The organism is Thalassolituus sp. UBA6592, from assembly GCF_002433655.1.
Taxonomy (GTDB): Bacteria; Pseudomonadota; Gammaproteobacteria; order Pseudomonadales; family Oceanobacteraceae; genus Venatoribacter.
Map to the genome: position 1 here is coordinate 1 of NZ_DJIO01000094.1, position 4,314 is coordinate 4,314.

A 4,314-nucleotide genomic window follows, 5' to 3' on the forward strand; every position below is an offset into this window, starting at 1 on the left:
GATCTCGATATTGTTTATGGGGATTCTGATTCGTTACGGGATTTATACCGTTATCTAAATGAGTTTTTAATCTCCGAATACGCCGAAGGGCGCAAAGTGATCTGCGTTATTGATGAAGCCCAGGCCATGCCCCCTGAATTGCTGGAACAGGTGAGGCTGCTGACTAATCTGGAAACTCATACCGAAAAACTGATGACGGTTATTCTGGTGGGGCAGCCGGAGCTGCAGCAGACGCTGGCGCGCTATGATCTGCGCCAGCTCAATCAACGCATAACCGCCCGTTACCATTTGCGTAATCTGAGCCTCGGGGAAGTACGTGAATACGTCAGCTTCCGTCTGGTCCGGGCCGGACGACCGGATGATTCTTCTGCTTCGTCCCGTGACAGACTTTTTACCGACGGTGCATTGCGCAGGCTCTGGCAAGCCAGCGGTGGCGTGCCGAGGATGATTAATTCCCTGGCTGACCGGGCTTTGTTGGGCGCTTACGCGCGGGAAAAAACGCGTGTTACCACGGCACTGATAAAAGGCGCAGAGAAAGAAATTTTGCCGCCGAAAAACAGCGCTGATATTGCACCCGCTGCGGGGCGCAGCAACCGTGGTATTGCGACCTTGTTCAGGCCTGGTGCAGTGCTTTTGTTGTTACTGGTGCTGGTGATAGCCGGCGGCGTATTTTTCACGCTGTCTGATAAATCGCTGACCGGCGCCGGTATCAGGCAGCTTGCGGCACACTATTTACACACTGAACCCGAAAATCCGGTTACCGTTCTGAGCACTGAAGCCTTCGGTCAGCCTCTTGAACAGTGTGCGCAACTCAGCGGTACAGATTATCGTTGCCTATGGGTCGATTGGCCGCTCAATCAGTTGTATGTCGGCGATTATCTGCAGTTGATTCAGGTGCGCGATTTTAATGGCAATAACCGCTGGCAACGTGAAAAGCCGCAGGCGCCGGATAAATACAATGGGCAGGCGTTGATCTTCTGGCAACCGCCGCAGGGTTTTGATGCGGACCATCTGATTAAACCGGGTGAGCGTTCGACGGTGGTTGGCTGGGTAAGACAGAAGCTGGGCGGCAGCTGGGATCACGACTGGCAGGTTATTGGTCCGGCAGGAGACGGGCAGGCTGCAGATGCCGATTTTTATGATCCCTTGCTGGCTAATAAGGTCGAACAGTTTCAGCGCGCCAATGGTTTATTGGCTGACCGCATTCTCGGGCCGCAAACCCTTTATTATCTTCAGCAGGCAGGAGGCTGATTTCCGTGTCGTATATTCTTGATGCGTTGAAAAAATCCGAAGCCCAGCGTCGCCAGCAGGAAGGACTGGCAGCGGATGCTGCACTGAATCAGCAGAGCACTGCAAAAATCAGTAATCGGGGCATCTTTCTGCTGTTGGGCGTCGCTCTGCTGGTTGTCGCCCTGTTGCTGTGGAATCTGCTGACACTGACCGCTGATTCTGATGTGGGCGAATATCATCGGGTCACTGAAGCGGAACAATCGCAACCGGCATCGACATCTACATCGGCGGACGGACGTAAGGTGAATGTTCCGGCTGCACCAGAGCATGAGGTCGCCAACACAGAACAGACTCATGAGCTGGATATCGCACCTGTGCCGGTTAAGGTGGCCTCCGTGCCTGTCGCTCCTGCTGTAACGCCTTCTACAGAGACAGCCCGTACGGACCAAAAGGTTAAACAGGTGGGCTCTGACAGTACGCAGAGTGCTTTGAATGATCCAGCTGTGCAGCGCGCGATGCCGCCGATTTCAGCCTTGCGCCGTATCCCGCAATTAATGATTAACAGTCATATTTACAGCCCGGTTGCGGATAAACGCAGTGTTATTATGAATAACCGTGAGTGGCATGAAGGCGATTTTGTTGCGGAAGGCGTTTATCTGAAAGAAATTACCTCCGACGGTATCACCCTGGATGTTGAAGGCTGGCCCGTGCATGTTGGGCGCAGCAAAGGCTGGCAGGCCATTCCCGGATCCGATTAAGAAGACAGCTGAATGTTAAGTAAAGAAACCAAAGACCGGATCCAGTCATTGTACCGGGAATGCATTAAAGCACTGAACCTGAAGCCGCGTTATGGTCAGCGGGTGATGATTGCTGAGGTCGCAAAAAGTCTCGCAGCTGTGCATGAAGATGAAAAAGGTGCGCGTGATAATAATGCCGGTATTTCTGTGGTGGAAGCCGGTACCGGTACCGGTAAAACGCTGGCATATCTGCTGGCGTCTTTGCCGGTGGCGATTGAAAAAGAAAAGAAATTACTGATTTCGACGGCTACGGTGGCGTTGCAGGAGCAGATTCTCGATAAGGATTTACCGAACCTTAAGAAAACCATTTCGATGCCCTTTAATTTTGCTTTGGCAAAAGGGCGCGGACGTTATCTGTGCCTGTTGAAGCTGGATAAATCTCTGCAGCATCTTTCTGGTTTATTATCGACTGTGGATTTATTTGAGCAGTCGCCGGAAGAAAAAGATAAGGCGCTGTATGAAGAACTTCTGCAGCAATATGCTTCTGGTAAGTGGGATGGTGACCGCGATCGCCTGACCGATGAAATGGAAGATTCCCAGTGGTCGCACTTAACCGCCACGCACCGCGAATGTTCCAATCGCCGTTGTCCGCATTTTCAGAATTGCGCTTTCTATAAGGCGCGTAATGCAATGGATGAGGCTGATGTCATTGTTGCCAACCACGATCTGGTGCTGGCGGATTTATCGCTCGGCGGCGGCGCTGTGCTGCCATCACCGGATAAAACCATCTATGTCTTCGATGAAGGTCATCACCTGGCCGACAAAGCACTGAATCACTTCCGTCTTGAAATTGGTATCCGTGGTCAGCGTCAGTGGCTGCAGCAACTTGAAAAAGGCCTGGAGCAATTTATTGCTGCAGCAGGTATCCCACATACACTGATGCACGGTTTATCCGAAGCGCCGGGGCAGATTCAGGAAATTCAGCAGGCCATCAGTCTGGTCTGGCCATTGTTAATGGATATGATGGGCGAACAGGAACGCCTGCGTTTCGAACAGGGCCGGGTGCCGGAGAATCTGCGCCAGCTGCTGAGCAATATGAAAGGGCCGTTGCAGCCTCTGTTGCTTACCCTGGATAAGCTCAACGACATGCTGCAGAAATCCCTCGATCCGAAGGAAGACGCCGATATCGCCCGGGATGTCGCGGAGTCCTGGCAGGCTCCGATGGGGATTTTGTTTTCCCGCGCTGAACAGTTATCCGAAGCGTTATCCTGGCTCTGTGCGGAAGAGGAAGAAGGTCAGCTGCCGGTGGCGCGCTGGCTCAGCAAAATTCCGTTTGGTGAGGGCTGGGATATTCGCCTGAGTGCTTCACCGATTGCGGTAGCAGAGCAGCTGCGCCGTAATCTCTGGAACCGTTGCTACGGTGCAGTGGTGACATCGGCGACTCTTACGGCACTGAACAGTTTTAATAAACTGATCTGGGAGTCCGGTTTGCCGGACTGGGCTGTTTATGAGCGTGTTGCCAGCCCGTTTGATTACCCATCGCTGGGTGAGTTGCAGCCGGTGTCATTGGCCAGTGATCCTAAGAGTGAACAGTTCCAGACTGATATTGAGTCCTGGCTGAAGCAGGAAGTGAATACCAAAAAAGGCACGCTGGTGTTGTTCAGCTCCCGGGCCCAGCTGGAGGCGACAAGGGATACATTTTTATCTGACTGGTACGATCAGTTGTTGTGTCAGGGGTTTTTACCCAAAGCTGAAATTGTGCGCAGGCATAAAGAGCGCATCGACAAGGGCGAAGGCAGTATTATTTTTGGTTTGGCCAGTTTTGCCGAAGGGATCGACTTGCCCGGTAATTACGTGACCCATGTAATTATTGTGAAAATTCCGTTCGCGGTTCCGGATGATCCGATTCAGGCCGCCATTTCCGAATGGCTGGAAAGCCGCGGTCGAAATCCCTTTATGGATTTAACATTGCCTGCCGCGTCGGTGCGTCTGGTGCAGGCCTGTGGACGTCTTATCCGCACCGAATCCGATCATGGTCGCATCAGTATTCTTGATAAGCGTCTGCTATCACAGCGTTACGGTCGTCTGCTGCTGGATTCTTTACCGCCATTTAAGCGCATTCCCTGAGCGATCATCCCGCACATCCTGAGCAGGGCGAAAGCCGGCTCAGGCCATTTTTTGCTGATTGTCTTTTGCCTGCTGATCTTTGCCGCTGAGCAGAAGATGATGTTTCAGATAGTCCAGCAACTCATCGGCATGATTCAGATCGCGCTGGATAATCAGGCAGCGTAACGTTTTCCGCTCCCTTGCCAGGATACGTACATGGTAGCTGTTACCTGTGTGCGGA

Annotated in this window: 4 protein-coding genes; 3 read left to right on the plus strand and 1 reads right to left on the minus strand. The window is 52.5% G+C overall.

The window, feature by feature from the left end; all coding sequences use genetic code 11:
• The 3 genes from B2Z72_RS09015 to dinG form a co-directional block, all read left to right on the plus strand.
• On the plus strand, positions 1–1,251 hold a 1,251-nt coding region (locus tag B2Z72_RS09015), incomplete at its 5' end, for an ExeA family protein (protein WP_297004624.1).
• Positions 1,252–1,256: 5 nt separating this feature from the next.
• Positions 1,257–1,988, plus strand: coding sequence for a general secretion pathway protein GspB (locus B2Z72_RS09020; protein ID WP_296982934.1), 732 nt, complete (start codon positions 1,257–1,259; stop codon positions 1,986–1,988).
• A gap of 12 nt (positions 1,989–2,000) precedes the next feature.
• Positions 2,001–4,094, plus strand: a complete 2,094-nt coding sequence (dinG, locus tag B2Z72_RS09025) for an ATP-dependent DNA helicase DinG (protein WP_296982933.1) — start codon at positions 2,001–2,003, stop codon at positions 4,092–4,094.
• A gap of 39 nt (positions 4,095–4,133) precedes the next feature.
• Here dinG and B2Z72_RS09030 read toward each other — a convergent pair.
• On the minus strand, positions 4,134–4,314 hold a 181-nt coding region (locus B2Z72_RS09030; RefSeq protein WP_297004626.1), incomplete at its 5' end, for a hypothetical protein.

Excerpts from the sequence above, each read along its gene's own strand:
- dinG (WP_296982933.1), top strand. The coding sequence starts at position 2,001 with ATGTTAAGTAAAGAAACCAAAGACCGGATCCAGTCATTGTACCGGGAA.